Raw genomic sequence first — 22862 nt, 5'->3', positions numbered from 1 at the left:
TTGGCTGGACCGGGGATGTGCCGCAATTCAACTAGAAGAAGCCTCATGCCATCTATCGAAGCTGAAAAGAAAGAGCACTCCTACGTCACGGCGATCACGCTGGCCGTGCTCCTCCTGGTCGTTCTCCTGACTTGCGTGCCGTATCTGGTCTCGATCGCGCTTGCCGAGGGGCCTTCGCAAAATACCGCGGACGCCTCGCCGATCTTCGGCGTCACGATTCCGCCCGGATACAAGCAGTGGGAGCTGATCGCGCCGGCCGAGGAGGCGGCGCCGCTCGACGAGCTTCGCGCTGTTGTGGGCAACCAGACCGCCATCGACGCCTATCAAGCCGGCAAGCTCCCATTCCCGGACGGCACCATCCTGGTCAAGCGCGCCTGGAAGCGCAAACAGTCGCCGGAGTTTGCGTCCGCGACGATTCCCGGGGCCGCCACAACGGTCCAGGTGATGGTCAAGGATTCCAAGAAATATGCCGCAACGGGCGGCTGGGGCTTTGGCCGCTTCATCGACGGCAAACCGGTCGACGAGGCCCAGCACCGCACGTGCTGGGGCTGTCACGAAGCCCGCGCGAGGAGCCGCGACTACGTCTTCACGCGGCTTGCGCCCTGAGCGCAGCTTGGCCGCGCAATCATTCCGCCCCGACCGTAGAGGCCATCCTGCAAAGCTCAGCGTCGAGAGCCGCACCCAGGCCGTCCCCCCAAGGGCTTGGGTTGTACGGCAGGCAAACAGCAATGGCTGGGTCAATGCGCCTGCAGCAATATATTCCGCTTTACCGAAATTCGGATTTGTCGTATGTCTCACCCACCCTGATCCGACGAAAAGGGGCGGTCGTACGTCGTCACGAGCCGCGGATCGGGCTGCGGTGGACGCCTTGGCGCCGTCGCGGATGTGGGGGGTGGGGCGGGGTGATGGATTGAGCCGATCCCCGTGAGCATCTCGCAAGCCGCGTTGTACGAACGGCGCTATTGCGTAACGGCAAAACCGTGTGGTCCTGGCCGTCGTTGCTACGGTCAAGTCTTGCGGAGGCGGCATGGCGCCAACCGGCGCAATGTCGGCGAATTCCGTGAGGCGAGGGAGGCCAAAAGGAAAGTTCGACTCCCGGGAGAGCACGGCATAAGCCGTCCGACCATCGCGCAGGGAAGGCCGTGTGTTCGGCTTCACCTGTATGCTGCTGTGCGGTTCTTTCTGCGTGTGCATTTCGCGCAGCGGACCGCGGGTGCCAGCCAGCACCCGGCCTTCCCTGCGCCCTTTCTCCAGGAGGGCGCGACGAGAAGCGCAAAACTCGGGCGAAGCGCGCCGCGAGAGGGCGATGCCATGTCTGCGAGTCGAGATGCTGGTTTGAGGACGACAACGGTTGCTCCGTCATTGCGAGCGCAGCGAAGCAATCCGGACTGTCTCTGCGGAGGGATTCCGGATTGCTTCGCTGCGCTCGCAATGACGATCTCGAGAGAGCAGTGCGTCTCACTCCGCCGCCACCATCTGCTGCGTGCGCCACTGGCCGAGCAGGGCGCGGAGCGAAGCCGGCTTCACCGGCTTGTTGAGCACTGCGATCTTCTCGTCACGCGCGGCGACCTGCACGGCGGGGCTGCGATCGGCGGTGATCAGGATCGCCGGGATGCCGTCGCCGAAGCGGCGGCGGATCTCGCGGATCGCAGCGATGCCGTTGCCGCGATCGAGGTGATAGTCGACCAGGAGGCCGGTGACGCGCCGTCCGGCGGTTTCGATGGCGGCGATCGCCCCTTCGGGATCGGCGACCGCGATCACCTCGGCGTCCCAGGCCTTGAGCAGCGTGCGCATGCCGTCGAGGATCGCCGCATCGTTCTCGATGCAGACGATCAGCGCGCCAGAGATCGGCGTGCGCGCCAGCGGCGTCGCGCTGGTCACGGCCGCGGTGTGGGTGATCGCCTTCGCCGTCGGTACCGTCACGGAGAAGACCGAGCCGCCACCGGCATTGGCCTCGATGGCGATGCCGTGATTGAGCACGCGTGCCAACCGTTCCACGATCGAGAGCCCGAGGCCGAGACCGCGCGCGATCCGCGCGCCCTGCTCCAGGCGATGGAATTCCTTGAAGATCTCACCGCGCTTGACCGGGGGGATGCCGACGCCGGTGTCGTAGACGCAGATCTTGAGCGAGGCGCCGCGGCGGCGGCAACCGACCAGCACGCGGCCGCGCGGGGTGTATTTGATCGCATTCGAGATCAGGTTCTGCAGCAGCCGCCGCAGCAGCAGGCGGTCCGATTGCACCGGCAGCGAGCAGGGCACGAAGGCGAGTTCCAGGCCCTTGGCGCGCGCGATCGGCGCGAACTCGATTTCCAGCGAGCGCATCAGATCGGCCATCTTGAAGCTCGAGATGGAGGTCGTCATCGCGCCGGCATCGAGCCTGGAGATGTCGAGCAGCGCGCCGAGGATTTCCTCGATCGCCTGCAGCGAGTCGTCGATGTTCTCGACCAGCCGCGTCTCTTCGCCATTGTGCTGGCGCTCGACGAGGCTCGTGACGTAGAGCCGCGCCGCGTTCAGGGGCTGGAGGATGTCGTGGCTGGCGGCGGCGAGGAAACGCGTCTTGGAGATGCTGGCGTCCTCCGCCGCGCTCTTGGCGTGGGCCAGCTCGGAGTTCAGCCGCGTCAGCTCCTCGGTGCGGTCGCGCACGCGCTTTTCCAGCGTCGCATTGGCGCGCTCCAGCGCTTCCGCGGCTTCGAAGGTGGGCGTGACGTCGGTGAAGGTGATGACGAAGCCGCCGCCGGGCATGCGGTTGGTGAGCACTTCGATCACCATGTGCCGCTCCGGCAGGCGCTCGAGATAAGGCTCGCTGTCGGTGGTGTAGGCGGCAAGGCGCCGCTTCAGCAGGGCCTCGCGCTCGAGCGGATCGTTCGGATCGCCGAGGCCGATGAACTCCAGGATCTCGTGCAAGGGCGTGCCGAACTGGATCAGATGCAGTGGCACATTGAGGAGATCGCCGAACTGCCGGTTGGAGCAGATCAGTTGCAGATCGGCGTCGAACACCGCGATGCCCTGGCGCACATGGTTGAGCGCGGTCTGCAGGATCTCGCGGTTGAAATGCAGCGCCGCGTGGGAATCGTCGAGCAGCTTCAGTGCGGCCTTGGCGGAGACCGTTCGCTTGCGCAGCAGCAGCGACATCACGAGGCGGGAGGAGGCCGCGCCGATCGAGGAGGCAATCAGGTGCTCGGCGTGTTGCAGCAGCTCGAAATCGGCGGGCGCACCGGGCTCCAGCCGCACGTTGCGCCGGGCCGAGAAGGCCTCGAAGGATTGCCGCGCGCGGTCGGGCCCGAGATATTGCGCCACCGTGGTCTGGATGTCCTGCACGGTGACCGTGGTGCGCCAGCGGCGGAAGCTCGGCGAGATCGGTGCGAGCGTATTGGGCACGAACAGATCGGCCTGCAGCAGCTCGATGGAGGACGGCCGGCGCGCCAGCGACAGCAGCACATAGGTCAGGATGTTGAGCGACAGCGACCAGATCACGCCGTGCATCAGGGGCGGCAGGTCGGCGCCGAACAGCGCCTGCGGTCGCAGCGCCTCGATCCCGAACGGGCCGTGCTGCAGCAGCAGGATGCCTGATGTCGAGGAATCCATGAAGCTCGGCATGAACAGCGTGTAGAGCCACACCGCAAAGCCGACCAGCATTCCGCCGATCGCCCCGCGCGCGGTCGCGCGCCGCCAGAGCAGCCCGCCGAAGAAGCTCGGGGCAAGCTGGGCAATGGCGGCAAAGGAGAGCAGGCCGATCGCCGCGAGCTGGGTGTTGCCGAGCGCGCGATAGTAGAAATAGGCCATCACCATGATGGCGAAGATCGCGAGCCGGCGCGAGCGCAGCAGGAAGTTGCTGAAATCGGCTCCGCCGGCGCGCCCCTCCGGCCGACGTTTCAGCACCAGGGGCACCACGAGGTCGTTCGAGACCATGATGGAGAGCGCGACGCATTCGACGATCACCATGGCGGTCGCCGCCGACAATCCGCCGACGAAGACGGCGACGCTGAGCAGGTCCGCGTCGCCCTCGATCGGCAGGGCCAGCACGTACATGTCAGGGTCGGCCGCGCCGAACGGGAAGGTCACGAGGCCGGCGAGCGCGATCGGGATCACGAAGAGATTGATGGCAACGAGGTAGAGCGGGAACAGCCAGCGCGCGCGGCCGACCTCGGCATCGCTGGAATTCTCCACCACGCTGACGTGAAACTGGCGCGGCAGCAGCATGATCGCGCACAACGACAGCAACGTCATGGTCAGGAAGTTGCCGATCGACGGGGAATAGTTGATGGCGCGCACCGCTTCCGGCGTCCTCATGGCGCGCTCGATCAGTTCATGCGGCGAGAACATCCAGAAGGTGACGAAAATGCCGGCGGCGAGAAAGGCGACCAACTTGACGATGGATTCGGTTGCGACCGCCAGCATCAGGCCGTGCTGGTGCTCTGTGGCGTCGGTCTGCCGCGTGCCGAACAGCACCGCGAAGGCTGCCATCGTCAGCGTTACCATCAGCGCCATGTCGCCGAGGATCGGGATGTGCGAGAAGGCCTGGTCTTCGCTCAGGATCGTGCCCAGCGAGGAGGCCACCGCCTTGAGCTGGAGCGCGATGTAGGGCACCGAGCCGATGATCGCGATTGCCGCGACGGTGGCCGCCACCGCCTGGCTCTTGCCGTAGCGAGCCCCGATGAAGTCGGCGATCGAGGTGATGTTGTGGGCCTTGGCGAGCTGGATGACGCGGCGGAGCACGCCGGCCCCTAGCCCGATCATCAGGATCGGGCCGACATAGATCGCGAGGAAGTCGGTCGAGGTGCGGGTGGCGAAGCCGACCGAGCCGAAGAAGGTCCAGGACGTGCAGTAGATCGCCAGCGACAGCGGATAGATCAGCCCGGAGGCGCGGCCGCGCCCCGCCGGCGAACGGCGGTCGCCATGGCTCGCCACCAGGAACAGGAAGCCGATATAGCCGAAGGCGGCGGCGATCACGCCCCAATCGTGCAGCATGGGTCGGGGGGCTTTCTCCCTGGGCGCCGGCGGCGCCCGAGCGCATTTTCCCCGTAAATCTAGCGCGTTGAGCGGACGCAAGCGACAGCGAAATGCCGGGCGCCAGCGGGAACTGCGGGTGTCGTTAAGCGGTGGAGCGAGCTGTCCGCTCTCTTACCCTCCCCTGGAGGGGGAGGGTCGATCGCGCGCAGCGCGAGCGGGGTGGGGTGATCTCTCCACACGGGCACTGTTGGATGGGGAGAGACTGTCACCCCACCCCGTCTCACATTTCGCTCCGCTCCATGTGAGCCGACCCACGGGCGAGCTTCGCTCGTCCCGGACCCCTCCAAGGGAGGGTAAGAAGTAGCCCTACTCCGCTGCCAGCGACTTGGCGCGCAGCGGCAGGCCGAGGCGGTCCCACACTTGCAACAGCGCTTCGGCGAGCTGATCGATCAGGCCGTCGTCGTGATAGGGCGAGGGCGTGATGCGCAGGCGCTCGGTGCCCTTGGCGACGGTCGGATAGTTGATCGGCTGGATGTAGATCCCGTGCTGTTCGAGCAGCAGGTCGGAGGCCTGCTTGCACTTCTCGGGATCGCCGACGAACAGCGGTACGATGTGGGTGTCGCTCGACATCACCGGCAGGCCGGCGGCATTGAGGATCGCCTTGACCCGGGCGGCGCGGTCCTGGTGACGCTCGCGCTCCCAGCTCGACGTCTTCAGATGCCTGATCGCGGCGGTCGCGGCCGAGCAGACCGCCGGCGGCAGCGCGGTTGTGAAGATGAAGCCCGGCGCATAGGAGCGCACGGCGTCGATGATCTGGCCGTTGGCGGCGATGTAGCCGCCGAGACAGCCGAACGCCTTGGCCAGCGTGCCCTCGAGAATGTCGATGCGATGCATCACGCCGTCGCGCTCGGCGATGCCGCCGCCGCGCGGGCCGTACATGCCGACGGCGTGGACTTCGTCGACATAGGTCATCGCGCCATATTTCTCGGCGAGATCGCAGATCCTGGCCAGCGGCGCGACATCGCCGTCCATGGAATACAGGCTCTCGCAGACGATCAGCTTCGGCCGATCGGGGCCAGCTGCTTTCAACAGCTCTTCGAGATGCGCAACGTCGTTGTGGCGGAACACGATCCGCTCGCAGCCGGACTGGCGGATGCCCTCGATCATCGAATTGTGGTTGAGCTCGTCCGACAGGATCAGGCAGTTCGGAATGAGCTTGGCGATGGTCGGGATGCCGGTCTGGTTCGAGACATAGCCCGAGGTGAACAGCAGCGCGGCTTCCTTGCCGTGGAGATCGGCGAGCTCGGCTTCGAGCTGCACCAGCGGATGATGCGTGCCGGCGATGTTGCGGGTGCCGCCGGCCCCGGTGCCGACGCGCGTGGCGGTCTCGACCATGGCGCCGACCACCTTCGGATGCTGGCCCATGCCGAGATAGTCGTTGGAGCACCAGATCACGACGTCGCGCTTGCCCTTGGGCGAGTACCAGACCGCGTGCGGGAACCGGCCGGCCGTCCGTTCGAGGTCGGCGAACACGCGATAACGCCGCTCGGTATGGAGGCGATCGAGGGCGGAATCGAAGAATTGGGCGTAATCCATCGGCAAAACCTGCAACGGAACCTGACCAAGGGGACGCATCTAGTTAGAGCTTTTCCAGCTCCAATGTCTATGCGCTATCCCACATTTGGCCCTGGAGGGCATTTGGGCAAAATGCCCTATCGGGCGCGTCGCAGTTTGATTCCGATCAACTCCGCGCGACATATAATGCTGCTCTGCACCATCTGCCGGGCGAGGGTTCGGCCCCTCGGCCTCTGGTCTTCCGTCGCGGCCCGGCACGCGTTTTCCTTGCTCAACCAGGTCTTCGAAAGGGCCCTTCCATGAAGCGCGTGATGATCCTCAACGGTCCCAACCTCAACATGCTCGGTATCCGCGAGCCGCACATCTACGGCACCACGACGCTCGCGGAGGTCAACGCGAGCTGCGAGGAAGCGGCTGCCAAGCTCGGCCTCAAGCTCGCCTTCCACCAGTCCAACCATGAAGGCGTGCTGGTCGATCTGATCCAGTCGGCGCGGCAGGACGCCGATGCCATCGTCATCAATCCGGCCGGCCTGTCCTTCACTTCAGTTTCGATCATGGATGCGATCAAGACGTTCGAGGGCCCGGTGCTGGAGGTCCACATCTCCAACATCCACGCCCGTGACGAATATCACCGGCACTCCAAGATCTCGTTCGTCGCGACCGGCGTGATCTGCGGGCTCGGCCCGTTCGGCTACATCGCGGCGCTGCACGCGATCGCGAATATGAAGTGAGGTATTCGCCGCGGCGGCGGTGCCCTCCCTCGCCCCGCGCTTGCGGGGAGAGGGTTGGGGTGAGGGGCTGTCTCGGCAATGATGGTGAGAGTTGGACTCGTGGAGAGTCCCCCTCACCCGGTCGCTTCGCGACCGACCTCTCCCCGCAAGCGGGGCGAGGTGAAGACAAAACTCACGTCGTCCGAAACTGCAGCACGCCGTCCTGCATCTCGGCCGTGAGGCGGCCCTCGACGATCATGTAGTTGACGTGGGCGACGAGCTCGCCGGCGGCAAAGCCCATCTGGTGCTCGTCGAGCACGTGCTTGTTGAACACGACAGGCACCAGGGCGCGCGAGGTTTGCGGCACCTCGCGGCAGGCTTCCGCGATCAATCGGCAGCGCTCCTCATGGTGGTCGGCGAGCTGCTTGATGCGGGTCTTCAATCCGTAGAACGGCACGCCGTGGCCGGGCAGCACCAGCACGTCATAGGGCAGCGTCGTGGTGAGGCTGGCGAGCGAGGCGAGGTATTCGCCGAGCGAGTTCTGGTCGGGCTCGACCGCCCAGACGCTAACATTCGGCGAGATCTTGCTCAGCACCTGGTCGGCGGAGAGGAACAGCTTGTCGTCGGCGCAATACAGCATCACCTGGTCGAGCGCGTGGCCGCCGCCGGTGATGACCTTGAAGCGGCGCGTGCCGATCACGACGTCGTCGCCATGCGAGATGCGGCGGTAGGACGGCGGCAGCACCGAGACGCGCTTGAGATAGTCCTGGCCGCGGCCGAGCAGCTTTTCCGTGAGCGACTCGTCCATGCCATGGCGGCGGAAGAACAGCCGCTGCGCCTCGCGCCGCTCCTCGGTGCCGCGGTTCTGGTGATAGACCGATTGCAGATATTCGACCTGCGACATCACCAGGGGACAGTTGAAGCGCTCCACGATCCAGCCCGCAAGGCCGACATGATCGGGGTGTGAGTGCGTGACGATCAGGCGCGTGATGGTGACGCCCTTCAGGGGCCCGTCGAACAGCTTCGTCCAGGCCTCGATCGTCTCCTCGTTGCCGAAGCCGGCATCGATCATCGCATAGCCGTCGCCATCGGCGAGCAGGTAGATGTTCACGTGGTTGAGGCGAAACGGCAGCTTCAGCCGCGCCCACAACACGCCGGGCCTGACCTCGACCACCTGTTCGGGGCCGGGATGCTGTTCCCAGGGGTAGCGCAGGGCCTCGGCCGAGGACGGCGCGGTGTCGGTTTTTGAGCTCATGCTACCGGCTTAAACCCAGCGCGCGCGGGGCGCCAGCCGAAAAAGGATGCTGGGCGGCGACCGCATGGCGGTCATACCGGGGAGTGTTTTTCCGTGATGTGGGACGGTCGTGCCCAATACTCGCTGCACCTCTCCCGCTTGCGGGGGAGGTCGGCGCGTAGCGCTGGGTGGGGGCTCTCTCCCCACGGGGATAATTCTCGGGATGCCGCGAGTATCCCATTGTGGAGGCACCCTCGCCCGCAAGCGGGAGAGGGAGCGCAGCCTCAATGCCGCGTGCCTACGCCGCCCGCATGTCGTTGAGGAAGGCGTCGATCTCCCCGCGCAGCATATCGGCCTCGCGCCGCAGCGCGTCCGAGGCGCCCAGCACTTCGGTGGCCGCAGCGCCGGCTTCGGCGGACGCGGTGGAGACGCCGACGATGTTGCTGGAGACCTCGCTGGTGCCGCCGGCAGCATGCTGGATGTTGCGAGCGATTTCGCGCGTGGCGGCGCCCTGCTCCTCGACCGCGGCTGCGATCGTCGTGGTGACGTCGTTGATCTCGCCGATGATCCGGCCGATGCCCTGGATGGCGCCGACCGCGGAGGTCGTGACCTCCTGCATGCTGGCGATCTGGGTGCGGATCTCGTCCGTCGCCTTGGCGGTCTGGCTCGCCAGGCTCTTCACCTCGGAGGCGACCACCGCGAAGCCGCGGCCGGCCTCGCCCGCGCGCGCCGCCTCGATGGTGGCATTGAGCGCGAGCAGATTGGTCTGCGAGGCGATGGTCTGGATCAGGTCGACGACGACGCTGATGCGGCTTGCGCTGTCGGCAAGACTCTGCACCGTGGCATCGGTCGCTCCCGCTTCGTCGACCGCCTTCTTGGCGATCCCGGCCGAGGTCACGACCTGGCGGCTGATCTCCTGGATCGAGGAGGACAGCTGCTCGGTGCCGGCCGACACGGTCTGCACGTTCACCGACGTCTCTTCCGCGGCGGAGGCGACCGCGTTGACCAGCGCGTTGGACTGGTCGGCGGTGTTCGACATGCTCTGCGCGGTCGACTGCATCGAATTGGCCGATTGCGCCAGATTGTCGAGCGCGGAGCGCACCGTGCTTTCGAACTGGGCGATCTTCGCTTCCATGCGCGCGGCACGCTCGGCCTTGGCGATACGGTCCTTGTCCTGCTCGCTCGTCAGCGCGCGGGTCTCGATCATGCTCTCCCGGAACACCTGCAGCGTGTTCGCCATGACGGAAATTTCGTCGTTGTGATTCTTCGAGCGGTAGATCTCGGTCTCGAGATCGCCGTTGGCGAGCAGCTGCATCGACTGTTGCAGGGCGCCGATCCGGCGCAGGATGTTGCGGCCGACATAGAGCCAGACGAACAGCGCCGACCCGACCAGCATCAGCGCGCCCAGCGCCAGCATGACTGAGGTCGCGAGCGAAATCTCCTGCCGCGCCTGGAAGGTCGAGGTGTTGGTCTCCTTCTGCACGCCGTCGACCAGCTGCTGCACGCTGATGCCGAGGCCGACATTGAGCTTGCGGGTCTCGTCCAGGATGGTCTGGCCGTAGTCGATGGAGTCGAGCTCCTTTTCGCGCAGATTGAACACGCCGGTCTTGCCGGTGCCGAGCGCGAGCAGCTTTTCCGCGGTGTCGCGCAGCATCTTGTTGCCCTGGTTGTCCGGCAACAGATCGAGGTTCGACCGCAGGCGTCCCTGCGCCGTCTTGAATTCCTTCTGGATGTCGTCGAGCCTGTCGCTGGTGCTCGCCGAAAGCGCCGCGCTCATGTTGGCGGCCGCGAGATTGCCGCTGGCGACGACGTTGCCGAGCTGGCCGACGGTCTGCGCGGCGTCGTTCGCGTCGGCGGCGGACAGGTCGGCGGAACCGAGGATGGCATTGACGCGGGTCTGCGCGTCCAGCATCGCCGGGCTCGCTGCCCCGACGAAGGCGCCCTGCGCGTTGCGAAGCGCGTCATATTGCTTTTCGTGCAGGGCCGCGACGTCGAGCCGTTCGCGGGCGGCCTTGGTCAGGCTCTGAGCCGCCTCGTTGATGCTCTTCATCGTGTCGCTGAGTCCGGACACGACGCTCTTGTCGCCGCCGAGCTCGATGATCTCGTTGAGCTTCTGCTGCGTTTGCTCCTGCAATTCCCTGAGCTTCTTGGTGCGTTCGTTCAGGGCGTCTTCGCTTTGCGCCGCAAGCAGGGCCGGTCCCTGTGCCGCGAGGCTCGCGCTCAGCGCCGACAATTGCAGGCTGGCGGAAAGGCGCGGAATGTCTCGTCCGCTCAGTTCAGAAATGCGTCCGCCGAGATTTTGCAGCGCAAGGCCTGCGCCGGCCGCGATCACGAGGCCCATGCCCGCGATGACCGCGAAGGCCGCGAACAGGCTGCCGCGCACGCCCCATCTCGGCATTTTGAAACGCGGCTTGAAACGGCCGAGACTGAAACGGATGCCCATCGAAATTCCCCCACGCCCTTGCTTATGTTTTGTGGCGGGGAGTATCGGGCGGGGCGGTTAAAAAATCGCAATTGCTGCAACCGGTTGCGCGCGTTCCGCAGAGCGAAAAAAGAGGGCCGGCAACGTCGCCGGCCCCTCATCGCGATAATGTCTTGCTAACGATCAGTAGCGCGCCACAGCCGGGCTTGCCCAGTTGAAGCGGTAGTTGACGCCCGCCTTGAGGGTATGGTCGTCGGTGGTGAAGCTTCCGGTGCCCGCGAGCGGACCGCCGGTGAAGCTCGCCTCGCCGAAATTGTAGTACTGGTACTCGGCCTTGGCCGACCAGTTCGGGGCGAACATGTATTCGAGGCCGGCGCCGACGGTGTAGCCGTTGCGGTGATCGCCGGTGATGACGAAGGCGGTCGGCACGCCGCCGACGGTGACCTTCTCGTTGTTGTCCGAATAGGCGTAGCCGCCCTTCACATAGACCAGGCCGGGACCCCAGGTGTAGCCGACGCGGCCGGTGATCGAGCCGAGGCCGCGCTGGTCGTTGGTGTAGGCGATGCCGCCCGGGAACACCGCGCCGACGCTGCCGGAAAGCCAGGAATACTGGCCTTCGACGCCGACCACGAAGTTGGGGTTGAACTGCCAGTCCGCACCGACCTGCACGCCGCCGAGGAAGCGGCCGTTGCCGTTGTTGCCGGTGGAGAGGCCGTTGAAATTGTTGTCGCTGGAGAACGCGCCGCCGACATGGGCGCCGAGATAGAAGCCCGTCCAATTGTAGATCGGCGCGGCGTAGGCCGGCGCGGGCGTCTTGTAATAATTGCGGTTGCCGAGATCGGCGCCGACGGCCGGCGCAGCCGCGCCCAGCACGAGCAGCGCCACGGTCGCAAACAGAATCTTCTTCATGGTCTTGAACTCCAACACGTAAGGTCCCCGGCAGGCGCGTTCTCTGCGCCGCATTGGTTTTGCAGATAGCTCGCTTTTGACGAAAATGCTGTCACATCCGTGGCACAGCGAGACCCAACGTAACTTGTTGGGGTGCAAATGATTTTCGTGCTTAATGGCGACTTAAGAAGTGGTGAAGGAAGGCTTAACGGCGCGCCGTGTCGGTAACTTGCGCGCGTCTTGTGTTAACCAAGGCGCCGCCGCGCCTCATCGCGCATCTGCGCGCGAAAGGCGGTGCGCTTCGCCGGCCTGTCTTCCTCACGCACGTCGTGTCGATCAAAGATGTCGAACTTCTCCAGGATCGGATAGCGCTCGCTCGCCATCGCGAGCACGCGCAAGATCCTGGTCGCCTCCGGCGTCGGGCCGCTGACCTCCCAGCGCCGGATGGTGTCGGCGCCGCTCGTTCCCGGCAAACCGCAAAGCTTGGCCATGTCGGCCGCGCTGAGCTTGCGCTCGAGGGCATCGGAGAGGTCGTTGCGAAGCTGCTTCAGTTCGGCGCCGGTCATGCTTGCGTCCAGGGAAGTCACTGAAAGCAATGCACTAGCGCTGATTCGGGTCCATCCGAAGGCGGTGGAGCGCGCCGCGCTCCGGCGCTTTCGTCCGCTCGCGGAGTTATGAAGGCAGACCCATGGAAATTTCCCGATGCATGACCACTTGGGCATATGGGGGCGCGAAGCGGGCGAAAGGATCAGCCATGAAGACAGTCAGACTTGCCATCGCCGCGCTCGTCACTACCGGACTTCTCGCCGCGCCTTTCGCGGCTGAAGCAAAAAAGGTCCGGTCGAGCCGGCAATACAGCACTGGTGTGATGGCGCCGACCTATAGCGGAGCCGGAGCGCCGGCCGCACAGCTGGGGGCGTCCTACGGATCGTCGGGACAGACGGTCGGCACCGTCACCGCGCCGTCGGTCGGATCATACAATTGGCCCTCGGTCGGCGTGACCAACTCGGTTCCGACCTGGAGCAATACAACGAGATAGAGAGGGCTCCGGGTAAGGCGCAAGCCACTGGCGGATCAACGCAGGCCGCTCGCCGATCCCGAGAGCAGATAAAGCGCGATCAGCAATGTCGCGACCGACAGCATCGTCGTGATCGAGACCGTGGCTGCAACCAGCTTTTCCTCGACCTTGTGCTCATGCGCGAGGACGTAGACGGTTTTCGCCGTCGGCACCGCCGCGCAGATGACGGCTGCAACCGTGTAGAGAGGGGCGAGGCCGATCATGACGGAAAGTCCGTAGACGATGAGCGGCATGACCACGAGTTTCACCGCCGCGAGCGCAAACGACGCTTTCAGGTTGGACCTCAGGCCCTCCACGGAGAGACCGAGCCCGATGGCAAACAGCGCGCACGGCGTGAGCGCGGCAGCGATCATGTTGAGGTAGGCCGCGACCGGTGCCGGAATCGGCAGTCCCGTCACCGCCCAGGTGAGGCCGATGAGCGTCGACAACACCATGGGATTGAGCAGGATTTGCCTTGCCAGTCCCGTGGAATGTACGGAGGCTCCGCGTGCATCGTGCTTTTCCAGCAGGATCACCGTGATCGGAAACATCACCGCGGCCACGAACACCGTCGCGACAGCCGCGGGCAGCACGGCGGGCTGGCCGTAGATCGCATGCAGGATCGGTAGCGCCACGAATCCGGTGTTGGTCATCGCCGCTGCCATCCCATGGATGGTGCTGCTGGCAAGATCGTGTTTGCCGCCTGCGCGGACCGGCAGGAACACGAGCGCGAAGCAGATCAGCGAGCCGCCGCCGAATGCGAGCAGAAAGCGCCATTCCAGGAGATTGCGCGCCGGTTCCTGGGCGATCGTGACGATCAACAGCGCCGGCATCGCCACGTTGTAGGCAAAGTGGACCAGGGCATCGGCAAGCGAGCGCGAGAGATAGCCAAGCTCGCCTGCGAGCCAGCCGGTGACGATGATCGCGAAGACCGGAAGAACGAGACTGGCGACTTCCATCCGGCGTCCCCCTTGCTGCGAACGGCCGCAACGAGAGGTTACTCCGGGGATGGAATGCCGTCACTGCCCAACGTTCAGCGAGGCGCAGGCTTGGTGCCGTGTCCCGGACGCGCGAAGCGTGAGCCGGGACCCAGGGGGCTGCAAGACTCGGGGCTGCGATGGGCCCCGGCTCTGCAGCGCGGCGCTCGCTGGACGATGCTTCGCATCGCCAGGGAAGCGCTGCGCCGCTTCCGGGGCACGCGAACGGCTTACTCCGCCGAAGCGAGAGGTCCGGGCCTAGATCCCGCGGCCGGTTTGTTGACCGATCACGCAGCGCCATGCCGCAAGGCGCTCGGCCGGATGCTGGTTCATCCATTCGGCGAGCTGCGGCGCGCCCATCAGGCACGACTGCACCGAGACTTGCGCGAAGTCCGACGTGGTGACGATCTGCTCGTGACAATTGGAGGGAGAGGCGAGGCTGCAAAGCACGGCGATGATCTTGATCACGATATGTTACCCCCGTCGCGGCCGATGAACGGGCGGCCGATCGCCGGCTTTCCCTGGTCCTCGTTGGCCGGATCGGCCGGCGGGAAGATGCTGTCGTAGATCGCGCGTGCCTCCTCGATGAGGCGTGCTCGCTCGCGCTCGGATTTTGAGACAAATCGAATAACTTCGCCCATGTTGGCTCCGAATACAGTGTGAGTCCGTCATGAGATGACGTCGATCATTTCAATCGTCATCTATGGTGCCGCCTTCGGCTTTGAAGCGGCGGGTCCGGTCACGACCGGATAAAAAGCGCGTGACTGCGCTGCGCGATTCCCAGCATCCCGGTGTGTCTCATTTGCTGGGTTGTGAAGCTGCCTACCACGTCACGTTCGTTGTACGGCGTCAGCCGCGACGAGCGAGTATTGGCGTCAACTCACCCCTTGCCGACATGAGCAAGGATGGTCTCACAAAAGCAAATGCTGCTGGATCGAATAGGTTTCGTCCCGCTCAGCGTGCAAGTCTTTGGAACCATCACGGAGATCGATGAACGAACGAGCCGTCTCAGGCCGCCGGCGCGTGCTCCTTCCGTCCGGGCACGGCTGCGAGCAACTCGCGCGTATAGGCATGCTCGGGCGCGGCGAACAGTTGCGCAGTCGGCTTCAGCTCGACGATGGCGCCGCGCTGCATCACCGCGATGCGGTCGCAGATCTGGGCCGCGACCCGCAGATCGTGGGTGATGAACAGCATCGACAGGCCGAGGCGCGCCTTGAGGTCTTCCAGCAGCTTCAACACCTGCGCCTGCACGGAGACGTCGAGTGCGGAGACGGCCTCATCCGCGACGATGATCTCCGGCTCGAGCGCGAGCGCACGGGCAATGCCGATGCGCTGGCGCTGGCCGCCGGAGAATTCGTGCGGATAGCGTTCGAGCGCGCCCGCATCGAGGCCTACCATCTTGAGGAGATCGCGGGCGCGGTCGAACGCAACTTTCGGATCGAGGCCGGCTGCAATCGGGCCGTCGGCGATGATGTGGACGATCTTGCGCCTTGGATTGAGCGAGGCGAACGGATCCTGGAAGATCATCTGGATGCGATGGCGCTCGGCACGCAGCGCCTTGCCGGACAGGGACGTGAGGTCGGTCTCGCCGATCCGCACCGTGCCGCGGTCGGCTTCGATCAGCCGCATGACCAGGCGCGCCACCGACGACTTGCCCGAGCCGGATTCGCCGACCAGGCCGAGCGTCTCGCCCTTGAGGATGTTGAAATTGACCGCGCGCGCGGCGTCGACGCGGCGATCCTCGCGGAACCAACCACCCGACGTGACATAGGTCTTGTCCAGCCCGATCACATCGACGGCCCTGGCCCGATCGTCGAGTGGCTCTCGCGGCGGCGGATCCATCGAGGGCACGGCCGCAAGCAGTGCCTTGGTGTAGTCGTGCTGCGGCGCGTTGAAGACGACTGTGGCCGGCCCTTCCTCGACGACCTTGCCATGGCGGAGCACCACGACCTGGTCGGCGATATCGGCGACGACGCCGAAATCATGGGTGATGAACATCACCGCCATGTTGCGGCTCTGCTGGAGATTCCGGATCAGCTTCAGGATCTGGGCCTGCGTGGTGACGTCGAGCGCGGTGGTCGGCTCGTCGGCGACCAGCACCGCCGGCTCGAGCGCGAGCGCCATCGCGATCATGGCGCGCTGGCGCTGGCCGCCGGAGAGCTGGTGCGGATAGGCGCGGACGATGCGCTCGGGGTCGGGCAGGCCGACCTCGCGTGCCAGCGACAACGCCTTGGCGCGCCGCTCCTTCGGCGTGAGCAGGCCGTGCGCCTCGAACATCTCCGCCATCTGGTCGCCGATCCGCATCAACGGATTGAGCGCGGTCATCGGCTCCTGGAAGATCATCGCGAGCCGTCGGCCGCGCAGATCGCGCCAGCCGTCGTCATCGAGCTCGAGCAAGTCGCTGCCTTCGAACTGGATCTCGCCCGAGGCGACCGACACCGTATCCGGCAACAGGCCCATCAGCGCATGCGCGCACATCGACTTGCCGGAGCCGGACTCGCCGACGACGCAGACGATCTTGCCGGGCTGCAGATCGAGCGAGACGCCGTCGACCGCGAAGGGGCGCTCGGCGCCCTTGGGCAACGCGATCCGCAAGTTCTTGATGGAGACGGCGGGCGAGGCGGTCATCGTCAGCGGCCCTCCCGCGACAGGCGCGGATTGAGCGCATCGTTGAGGCCTTCGCCGATCAGGTTCAGCCCGAGCACCGAGATCAGGATGGCGACGCCCGGAAACACGGTGATCCACCAAGCTTGCCGGATCACGGTGCGGCCGGCGCCGACCATGTAGCCCCAGGAGATCAGATTGGGATCGCCGAGGCCGAGGAAGGACAGCGAGGATTCCAGCAGGATCGCGGTCGCCACCATCAGCGAGGCCAGCACGATCACGGGCGACAACGCGTTGGGGAGGATTTCGCGCAGGATGATCCAGCTGTTGCTCTGGCCGGTGACCACGGCGGCCTGGACATATTCGCGCGTCCGCAGCGACAGCACCTCGCCGCGCACGAGGCGGGCGACCGGCGGCCAACTCACCAGCGCGATCGAGGCGACGATCGAATAGATCGAGGGCTGCAGGATCGCGACCAGCACGATCGCGAGCGCGAAGCTCGGAATGGTCTGGAAGAACTCGGTGAAGCGCATCAGGGCGTCATCGACCTTGCCGCCGAAATAGCCGGCCATGGCGCCGATCGGCACGCCGACGATCAGCGCCACCAGCGTGGAGACGAGGCCGACCAGAAGCGAGACGCGGGCGCCGAAGATCATGCCGGCGAAGATGTCGCGGCCGAGCGCGTCGGTGCCGAGCGGCACGGCCCCGAGCGTGAACGGCGGCAGGAACGGCCGCTGCACCATGCGCCAGGGCGAGTTCGGGAACAGCATCGGTCCGAACACCGCGACGGAGACCGCGACCAGGAGGATGACGAGCCCGATGACGCCGCTCGGGCTCCTCAGCATCGATTTCCAGAACTGTTTCATGAGGCGTATTCGATGCGCGGATCGACCAGGCGATAGACGAGGTCGGTGACGAGGTTGAAGATCAGGACCATGGCGGAGCAGATCACGAACACACCGAGCAGCAGATTGTAGTCGCGCTGCAGCAGGGCGTCGTACATCAGCCGCCCGATCCCGGGCCAGGCGAACACGGTCTCGGTGATGACGGCGCCGCCGATCAGCGTGCCGGAATGCACGCCGGCGAGCGTCACCACCGGCAGCAGCGCATTGCGCAGCACGTGGCGGCGCTGGATCACGGCGTCGCTGAGGCCCTTGGCGCGCGCCGTCTTGACGAAGTCGAGGCGCTTCACCTCAAGCATCGAGGCGCGCGTCATGCGGGTGTAGGTCGCCATGAAGAACAGGCCGAGCGTCATTGCCGGCATGATCAGGTGCTTTGCGACATCGACCGCATGGGCAAGGCCGGTGAGGTTGGCGCCGACGGTCTCGTAACCGAAGCTAGGCAGCCAGTCGAAGGTGACGGAGAACAAGAGGATGCCCATCAGCGCCACCCAGAAGATCGGCATGGCGTAGAAGATCAGCGCGAACACGGTGATGCCGGTGTCGAGAAAGGTTCCGGCAAAGCGCGCGGCGAAGGTGCCGCAGAGGATGCCGAGCATCAGCGAGATCGCGAATGCCGTCAGGGTCAGGAGCAGCGTCGCCGGCAGCCGCTCGCCGATCAGCTTCGCGACCGGTGCCTGCTGGCGGAAGGAAAAGCCGAGGTCGAGGCCGACGACGCCCTTGACGTAGATGAAGAGCTGCTCGGGCAGTGGCTTGTCGAGGCCGAACTTCTCCCGGAGCTGCTTGACGAAGACCTGGTCGCTGGCCCCGGCTTCGCCCGCCATCACGATCGCGGGATCGCCGGGCGCCAGGCGGATCAGGAAGAAATTGAGGACGACGATCGCGAGCAGGACGATCACGCCCTTGAGGACACGCTGGGCGACGAAGGAGAGCATGATCAAATGGCGATGATATCGGGGTGGTCGCAGCCGCAGCGGCGGTGCGCTCCCTCTCCCGCTTGCGGGGGAGGGCAGGGGAGGGGGTGCTTCCGCAAAGGGATTGCCAAGAGGAGAGAGCCCTCACCCGCTACGCTCTTCGAGCGCAGCGACCTCTCCCGCAAGCGGGAGAGGTAAGGGGAGTTCGGAGCGCCTGCCGTCACTTGTCGAGCCATGCGTCCTTGAAGCCATCGTTGACCCCGATCCCCGTGGTGATCAGGTTCTTGACCTTGCAGCGCATGATGGTCGGGAATTGCAGCTCGAGCATCCAGGCCACCGGCACGTCCTCGACCAGGATCTTCTGCGCCTTCTCGTAGATCTCCTTGCGCTTGGAGTCGGGCGTCGCCACCGCGCCGTCGGCGAACAGCTTGTCGATCTCAGGGTTGGAATAGCCCTCGACGTTGTTGAAGACCTGGCCCTTGGCGATGTTGCTGGAAATGTAGTTGCGTCCCACCCCCAGCGCGGGATCGCCGTATTGGTAGAGATAGGTGAAGGCGATGTCGTAATCCCAGTCGCTGATCTTCTGGTTGCCGCCGGCAACGTCGGTGGCGATCGTCTCGATGATCATGCCGACGTCCTGGAGGTTCTGCTTCACGGCTTCACCCCAGCGCTGCCAGGTCTCGCCATAGGCCAGCGGCAAGAGGCGGATCTTCTCGCCCTTGTAGCCGGCTTCCTTCAGCAGCGCCTTGGCCTTGGCCGGATCGTAGGGATACTTCTTCACGTCGTCGGTGTAGTACTTGATGGTCGAGGCCGACGGGCCGGTGGCGACCTTGCCGAGCCCGTTCCAGATCACGTCCTTGGCGAAGTCGCGGTCGATCGCATACATGATCGCCTGCCGCACCCGCTTGTCGGCGAGCGGACCCTGGCGGTTGTTGAGCCACAGCCAGGCCAGCGGCGAGAAGAATTCCCAGCCGGCGCCGGTGACGCAGGTGTCCTTCAGCTTCGACAGCCGCGGCACGTCGAAATTCTCGACCGAGCCGCCGGGCAGCACGTCGACCTTGCCGGTCTCGTACGCCACCGAGCGCGCCGCGGCGTCGGGAATGATCTGCCAGTAGATCTCGTCGAGGTAGGGCTTGCCCTTCTCGTGGTAGTTCGGATTCTTGACCAGGCGGATGTACGAGCCCTTCTGCCATTCCTTGAACATGAAGGGCCCGGTGCCGATGGGCGCGTTGTTGTAGGGATTGGTCTTCCAGTCGGTGCCGTCGTAGAGATGCTTCGGCACCATCGGCATCGAGCCGACCTCGAAGATGCCGAGGAACGGGCCGAACGGCTGCTTCAGCGTGAACACCACCGTGTAATCGTCCGGCGTCTCGATCTTGTCGACCTGCGACAGGTTGGTGCGGGCGCGCGCATGGGTCTGCTTCAGCATCTCGATCGAGAACAGCACGTCGGCGGCGGTGAAGGGCTTGCCGTCATGCCAGGTCACGCCCTTCTTCAACTTGAAGGCGTAGGTCTTGGCGTCCTCGCTGACGCTCCAGCTCTCGGCAAGCTCCGGCAGCGGGTCGAGCTTGGGGCTGTAGCGCAAGAGGCCTTCGAAGATGTTGCCCGAGACCATCTGGACCGGGCCGTTCTGGACCATCGCAAGCATCAGGCCCGGCGGCTCGGGCTGGATCACGGCATTGATCACACCGCCCGTTTTCGGCTCTTGTGCCAGCGCAGGGGCCGCAAGGCCGCAAGCCAGGAGGAGACCAAGCAACACTCGTTTTGGCATGTCGTATCTTTCTCAAGCGAGACCAGCCGCAAACGCTTCGCAGGCGCCCTGGCGCGCAAAGCGACGGTCGGTCCATCCCAGTCCCCATCCGCCATCGAGGCTCACACAGTCCCGTTCGGCGCGGCAAGATGAAAGTCGCGACAGTGCTCGCACAAAAAATGTACAGCGCGTCCTGTTTTGATGAGTTGGGCTTGTATTGCTGGGCGTCCGTCACGTTCGTCGTGCGTCGACATGACGGCTGCGAATAGCGACACAGCGTCGCGGCATGGCGGCGGCGAGAGCGCCCTCGCGCTTACCCCGCCAGGGCAAGACGTCTCACCGCAACCCGGCGCGGCGGAATCCCTCCAGATAGTGGTCGCGATCTCGCTCGTTGGCCCACGGCAGCTGCGTCGCGATCCAGTGCAGCGAGATGCCCGGTTGGGTGCGGCGGAGCTCTCCGAGTGCCATGTCCGCAAGCGCGCCATCGCCGGTCATGCCGGCGGAGACGGCGAGCACGCGATAGGCGCCGGTGAGGTCGCCGCGGTGCCGGATCGCCTCGCGTGCGAGCGCGATGGCCTCGCCATAGCGCCGCTCGGTGAAGCGCGCATAGGCGGCGATGCCGTGATAGATCGCCAGTGACGGATCGCGCGGTGACAGCCGGATCGCCTTTTGCGCGGCCTCGAACGAGTCGTTCGAGCGTCCGGCATAGGACAGCGCCAGCGCGTAATAGCCCTGCGCCAGCGAGAAGTTCGGATTGAGCGCGAGCGCCTGCTCGAATTCGGACAGCGCGTCTGTGAGCCTGCGGGTCGAGAAGCAGACGCTGCCGAGCGCGGCATGCGCCCAGGAATCCTCATGGTCGCAGCGCACCGCTTTGAGCGCGGCGGCTTCCGCGGCCGGCGCAACCGCGGCGAGCTCGACCCAGCCGAGATGCACGCCGAACATGTCGTTCACGGCCAGCAGCGACAGCGCCTGGCCGTAATTCGGATCGATCGCGATCGCGCGCGCGAGCAGCGCCTTCGCGGCCTCGTGATCCTGGCGCGTCACGCGCCAATAATGCGACAGCGCGCGCATCAAGAGGTCCCAGGCGTCGAGGCTCGCCGGCGGCTTGCGATGGCTGCGGAAATTCTCGGCCGCGTGGATCTGCGGCTCGATCGCCGCGGCGATCGCGTTGGTAATCTCGTCCTGCACGGCGAAGACATCGACGAGCTCGCGGTCATAGCGCTCGGCCCAGAGATGGCTGCCCGAGACGGCGTCGTTGAGCTGTGCGGTGATGCGCACGCGGTTGTTTGCCTTGCGCACGCTGCCTTCGACGATGTAGCGGACACCGAGCTCCTCGGCGATCTGCCTGATATGGACCGCACGCCCCTTGTAGGTGAAGGAAGAGTTGCGGGCGATCACCATGAACCAGCGCTGCTTCGACAGCGCGGTGAGGATGTCCTCGCTGATCCCGTCGCCGAAATAGTCCTGCGCGGGATCGCCGCTCATGTTCTCGAAGGCGAGTACGGCGATCGCCGGACGGTCCGCCGCGCGCGGGGGAGCGGGCTTGGCTTCCGTCCGCGCAGGCGACGCCGCCACCTCTTCCCGGACCTCGCCGACGAAACGAAAGCCCTTGCGTGGAATGGTCTTGATCAGGCGCTGGGTCGCACCGTCATCGCCCAGCGCCTTGCGTGCGGCGTTGATCCGGCTGTTCAGGGCGGAATCCGAGACGATCCGGTTGTTCCAGATCTGGCTGATCAGGTCATCCTTGCTGACCACTCGCGCCCGTTGCCCGACCAGATAAAGCAGCAGATCGAACACTTGCGGCTGCAACGGGACGGCTATTCCCTCGCATGTGAGCTCCCGAAGGTCGCCGTCCAGCACGTTGTTTTCAAAGCGAAATCGCACGTTTTCGTCGTCTCAAGCAAAAATCAAAGTCGTCTCAGGCGAAAATCAATCGTCTGCAAAAGCCGCGGGACGTCCGATCCGGCATGGTGCGAAGACCAAACCGTGTCGATGCCTCGGCACAACGGAGCGTTCTATGACCCAACTCGATCACCAGGTTCATTCCATCGGCCCGGCGATTACGGGCTCTCGCATGTTCAGGTTCATTGCCTTTCTGTACGGAATTGCGGCGTATCTCGTGTTTTTCGTCACCATTCTCTATGCGATCGGCTTCGTCATGGGGGTGATGGTGCCCAAGACCATCGACACCGGTGCCGAAGCGCCCGTCGTTCGCGCGGTCATCATCAACCTGCTGCTGATGTCGTTGTTCGCGGTTCAACACAGCGTGATGGCGCGCCGGCAATTCAAGGATTGGTGGACGCAGTTCGTCCCCAAGCCGGTCGAGCGAAGCACCTACGTGCTGTTCGCGAGCCTGTCACTGCTCCTCCTGTTCTGGCAGTGGCGTCCGCTGCCGTCGGTCATATGGAGCGTGGAGAACCCCGATCTTGCCGTGACACTGGTCACGTTGTCCTTCGCCGGCTGGGTGCTGGTGTTCACCTCGACCTTCATCATCAACCATTTCGAATTGTTCGGCCTGCATCAGGTGACCAATCATCTCGTCGGCAAGGAGATGGAGCCGCCGCGCTTCAGGACGCCGCTGCTCTACAAGTTCGTCCGCCATCCGATCTATCTCGGCTTCATCGTCGCGTTCTGGGCGGCGCCGGTCATGACCGCGGGTCATCTTTTGTTCGCGGCCGTGACCACGCTCTACATCTTCGTCGGCATCGCGCTGGAGGAGAGCGACCTCATGGATCTCTTCGGCAACGAGTACCGGCAGTACAAACAACGCGTTTCGATGCTTATTCCCTGGCGCCGATCGGTATAGTCTCGGCCAAGCCACGCGCGTCCACTGGAAGGGGCGCGGGGCGCCGACGCGCAATAACAATCCTTCAGAAAAACGG

The 22862-nt window shown here is 65.1% G+C and carries 18 protein-coding genes; 4 read left to right on the top strand and 14 right to left on the bottom strand.

The genetic code is table 11. From position 1 onward, the window contains the following. The first annotated feature begins 45 nt into the window (after positions 1–45). Positions 46–606, top strand: coding sequence for a cytochrome P460 family protein (locus XI05_RS26460; RefSeq protein ID WP_271507236.1), 561 nt, complete (start codon positions 46–48; stop codon positions 604–606). 852 nt (positions 607–1458) lie between these two features. Here XI05_RS26460 and XI05_RS26455 read toward each other — a convergent pair. Further along, positions 1459–4968 carry a PAS domain-containing hybrid sensor histidine kinase/response regulator gene (locus tag XI05_RS26455; protein ID WP_271507235.1) on the bottom strand — a complete coding sequence of 1170 codons (3510 nt, stop codon included), beginning with the start codon at positions 4966–4968 and terminating at the stop codon, positions 1459–1461. Positions 4969–5316: 348 nt separating this feature from the next. After that, the gene (gene hemA / locus XI05_RS26450; RefSeq protein WP_271507234.1) at positions 5317–6546 is read right to left on the bottom strand and encodes a 5-aminolevulinate synthase; all 1230 of its coding nucleotides are present in this window, start codon (positions 6544–6546) and stop codon (positions 5317–5319) included. Positions 6547–6824: 278 nt separating this feature from the next. Between hemA and aroQ the strand changes: the two genes are divergently transcribed. After that, complete coding sequence (gene aroQ, locus XI05_RS26445; protein ID WP_011084019.1) at positions 6825–7256, top strand: type II 3-dehydroquinate dehydratase; 432 nt, start codon at positions 6825–6827, stop codon at positions 7254–7256. Positions 7257–7428: 172 nt separating this feature from the next. Here the strand turns inward: aroQ and XI05_RS26440 are convergent, their stop codons facing one another. The 4 genes from XI05_RS26440 to XI05_RS26425 all read right to left on the bottom strand — a co-directional run bounded on the left by XI05_RS26440 (position 7429) and on the right by XI05_RS26425 (position 12345). After that, on the bottom strand, positions 7429–8490 hold the full coding sequence (locus XI05_RS26440) for an MBL fold metallo-hydrolase (RefSeq protein WP_172786042.1): 1062 nt from the start codon (positions 8488–8490) through the stop codon (positions 7429–7431). A 277-nt stretch (positions 8491–8767) separates the two neighbouring features. After that, positions 8768–10912 carry a methyl-accepting chemotaxis protein gene (locus tag XI05_RS26435; RefSeq protein ID WP_271507233.1) on the bottom strand — a complete coding sequence of 715 codons (2145 nt, stop codon included), beginning with the start codon at positions 10910–10912 and terminating at the stop codon, positions 8768–8770. 162 nt (positions 10913–11074) lie between these two features. Beyond that, complete coding sequence (locus XI05_RS26430; protein ID WP_271507232.1) at positions 11075–11800, bottom strand: outer membrane protein; 726 nt, start codon at positions 11798–11800, stop codon at positions 11075–11077. Positions 11801–12024: 224 nt separating this feature from the next. Next, a complete protein-coding gene (locus XI05_RS26425) occupies positions 12025–12345 on the bottom strand; it encodes a hypothetical protein (RefSeq protein WP_271507231.1) in 321 nt (106 codons plus the stop codon). Positions 12346–12533: 188 nt separating this feature from the next. On the opposite strand from XI05_RS26425, the gene XI05_RS26420 reads away from it, so the two are divergent. Next, complete coding sequence (locus tag XI05_RS26420; protein ID WP_271507230.1) at positions 12534–12818, top strand: hypothetical protein; 285 nt, start codon at positions 12534–12536, stop codon at positions 12816–12818. Positions 12819–12853: 35 nt separating this feature from the next. On the opposite strand, the gene XI05_RS26415 is transcribed toward XI05_RS26420, so the two are convergent. From XI05_RS26415 to XI05_RS26380, 8 genes are all read right to left on the bottom strand, one after another. Next, positions 12854–13795: an AEC family transporter gene (locus tag XI05_RS26415; protein WP_271507229.1), complete on the bottom strand. Its 942-nt coding sequence runs from the start codon at positions 13793–13795 to the stop codon at positions 12854–12856. A 276-nt stretch (positions 13796–14071) separates the two neighbouring features. Beyond that, positions 14072–14281: a hypothetical protein gene (locus XI05_RS26410; protein WP_080133401.1), complete on the bottom strand. Its 210-nt coding sequence runs from the start codon at positions 14279–14281 to the stop codon at positions 14072–14074. Beyond that, the gene (locus XI05_RS26405; RefSeq protein ID WP_271507228.1) at positions 14278–14454 is read right to left on the bottom strand and encodes a hypothetical protein; all 177 of its coding nucleotides are present in this window, start codon (positions 14452–14454) and stop codon (positions 14278–14280) included. The genes XI05_RS26410 and XI05_RS26405 overlap by 4 nt, the downstream gene beginning before the upstream one ends. A gap of 367 nt (positions 14455–14821) precedes the next feature. Then, positions 14822–16441: an ABC transporter ATP-binding protein gene (locus tag XI05_RS26400; protein WP_271507227.1), complete on the bottom strand. Its 1620-nt coding sequence runs from the start codon at positions 16439–16441 to the stop codon at positions 14822–14824. A gap of 2 nt (positions 16442–16443) precedes the next feature. After that, positions 16444–17283, bottom strand: coding sequence for an ABC transporter permease (locus tag XI05_RS26395; protein ID WP_212256188.1), 840 nt, complete (start codon positions 17281–17283; stop codon positions 16444–16446). Then, complete coding sequence (locus XI05_RS26390; protein ID WP_212256190.1) at positions 17280–18251, bottom strand: ABC transporter permease; 972 nt, start codon at positions 18249–18251, stop codon at positions 17280–17282. The genes XI05_RS26395 and XI05_RS26390 overlap by 4 nt, the downstream gene beginning before the upstream one ends. A gap of 199 nt (positions 18252–18450) precedes the next feature. Next, positions 18451–20001 carry an ABC transporter substrate-binding protein gene (locus tag XI05_RS26385; RefSeq protein ID WP_271507226.1) on the bottom strand — a complete coding sequence of 517 codons (1551 nt, stop codon included), beginning with the start codon at positions 19999–20001 and terminating at the stop codon, positions 18451–18453. 315 nt (positions 20002–20316) lie between these two features. Continuing rightward, positions 20317–21864: a winged helix-turn-helix domain-containing tetratricopeptide repeat protein gene (locus tag XI05_RS26380; protein WP_271507225.1), complete on the bottom strand. Its 1548-nt coding sequence runs from the start codon at positions 21862–21864 to the stop codon at positions 20317–20319. 133 nt (positions 21865–21997) lie between these two features. On the opposite strand from XI05_RS26380, the gene mddA reads away from it, so the two are divergent. Continuing rightward, a complete protein-coding gene (gene mddA / locus XI05_RS26375) occupies positions 21998–22786 on the top strand; it encodes a methanethiol S-methyltransferase (RefSeq protein ID WP_271507224.1) in 789 nt (262 codons plus the stop codon). Positions 22787–22862: the final 76 nt, after the last annotated feature.

Source organism: Bradyrhizobium sp. CCBAU 11357 (assembly GCF_028128865.1).
In the GTDB taxonomy this organism is placed as follows: domain Bacteria; phylum Pseudomonadota; class Alphaproteobacteria; order Rhizobiales; family Xanthobacteraceae; genus Bradyrhizobium.
This window is presented reverse-complemented; position numbering and strand designations above follow the sequence as displayed.

Bases quoted from the DNA above. Each gene is read 5' to 3' on its own strand.
- XI05_RS26460 (WP_271507236.1), top strand. From the start codon at position 46: ATGCCATCTATCGAAGCTGAAAAGAAAGAGCACTCCTACGTCACGGCG.
- XI05_RS26455 (WP_271507235.1), bottom strand. From the start codon at position 4,968: ATGCTGCACGATTGGGGCGTGATCGCCGCCGCCTTCGGCTATATCGGC.
- hemA (WP_271507234.1), bottom strand. From the start codon at position 6,546: ATGGATTACGCCCAATTCTTCGATTCCGCCCTCGATCGCCTCCATACC.
- aroQ (WP_011084019.1), top strand. From the start codon at position 6,825: ATGAAGCGCGTGATGATCCTCAACGGTCCCAACCTCAACATGCTCGGT.
- XI05_RS26440 (WP_172786042.1), bottom strand. From the start codon at position 8,490: ATGAGCTCAAAAACCGACACCGCGCCGTCCTCGGCCGAGGCCCTGCGC.
- XI05_RS26435 (WP_271507233.1), bottom strand. From the start codon at position 10,912: ATGGGCATCCGTTTCAGTCTCGGCCGTTTCAAGCCGCGTTTCAAAATG.
- XI05_RS26430 (WP_271507232.1), bottom strand. From the start codon at position 11,800: ATGAAGAAGATTCTGTTTGCGACCGTGGCGCTGCTCGTGCTGGGCGCG.
- XI05_RS26425 (WP_271507231.1), bottom strand. From the start codon at position 12,345: ATGACCGGCGCCGAACTGAAGCAGCTTCGCAACGACCTCTCCGATGCC.
- XI05_RS26420 (WP_271507230.1), top strand. From the start codon at position 12,534: ATGAAGACAGTCAGACTTGCCATCGCCGCGCTCGTCACTACCGGACTT.
- XI05_RS26415 (WP_271507229.1), bottom strand. From the start codon at position 13,795: ATGGAAGTCGCCAGTCTCGTTCTTCCGGTCTTCGCGATCATCGTCACC.
- XI05_RS26405 (WP_271507228.1), bottom strand. From the start codon at position 14,454: ATGGGCGAAGTTATTCGATTTGTCTCAAAATCCGAGCGCGAGCGAGCA.
- XI05_RS26400 (WP_271507227.1), bottom strand. From the start codon at position 16,441: ATGACCGCCTCGCCCGCCGTCTCCATCAAGAACTTGCGGATCGCGTTG.
- XI05_RS26395 (WP_212256188.1), bottom strand. From the start codon at position 17,283: ATGAAACAGTTCTGGAAATCGATGCTGAGGAGCCCGAGCGGCGTCATC.
- XI05_RS26390 (WP_212256190.1), bottom strand. From the start codon at position 18,251: ATGCTCTCCTTCGTCGCCCAGCGTGTCCTCAAGGGCGTGATCGTCCTG.
- XI05_RS26385 (WP_271507226.1), bottom strand. From the start codon at position 20,001: ATGCCAAAACGAGTGTTGCTTGGTCTCCTCCTGGCTTGCGGCCTTGCG.
- mddA (WP_271507224.1), top strand. From the start codon at position 21,998: ATGACCCAACTCGATCACCAGGTTCATTCCATCGGCCCGGCGATTACG.